Raw genomic sequence first — 827 nt, 5'->3', positions numbered from 1 at the left:
GCCCACTGGTCAGGGCAATACGTACCGCATCAGCTCGGAATTCGTCCGTCCGTTTCAGTCCCATAGTTCGTCTCCTTTATTGCAGTAAATGCTATCAAAGGAGCGGCATCAAACCGCGACAGGTCCAATTCAGTGAAGGCGGGTTCTTGGACCGAGATAAGTTCGCCTCGGCTTCGACGATCTGCAACAGACCACTTCCTAATAAGGCATTCGTGAACGCCAATCTCAGCGGCGATCTCTCCAGGAGATAGGCCGTCTTCACGAATTCGCCGTGCGGCCTCATACTTGAGCTTATTGGGCCAGATCTTTCGGCCAGAGGGACCGACTTCAATGGTAAACCCCCAGATCGCGTGTTTGGACATGCGCGCCTCTTTTACTAAGGCGACCAGTAATGACATTTTCAGAGGATCCGCATTAGCCCCGAAAACGGGCCCCAGATGCAGCGCTTACTGTCCGACGTGCACAGCACCCTCAGCGCGCCCAACCAGCCCTGTAAAAACAGAACACACAGGAGAAAACAAAATGGAAGGCACACAGGCCGTAACAGACGAAGGCAAACAGCGAAATTCACGATCGAGACCCCTAACCACCATGGCCCAAAGGCCCCTAACGGTGTGAGGACGACGCAAGACGCGCACCAACACACGTCATTTGCCCCCAAGGGGAGCACAGCAAATAACAATCGCGGGGGGTGGGAAGAACATCATGAGAGAGATATTTTTCTATTTCTTACTAGGTTTGGCGGTGACTTACTCTCCCACGTCTTAAGACGCAGTACCATCAGCGCTACGGCACTTAACGGCTGGGTTCGGAATGGGGCCAGGTGT

At 53.7% G+C, this 827-nt stretch carries 1 rRNA gene; it reads right to left on the bottom strand.

Features of this window, described 5'->3' with window-relative positions:
• Positions 1–736 precede the first annotated feature (736 nt).
• A 5S ribosomal RNA gene (gene rrf / locus PSJ8397_RS16755) occupies positions 737–827 on the bottom strand; the annotation flags it as partial.

It is taken from the genome of Pseudooctadecabacter jejudonensis (assembly GCF_900172275.1).
Taxonomy (GTDB): Bacteria; Pseudomonadota; Alphaproteobacteria; order Rhodobacterales; family Rhodobacteraceae; genus Octadecabacter; species Octadecabacter jejudonensis.
This window is presented reverse-complemented; position numbering and strand designations above follow the sequence as displayed.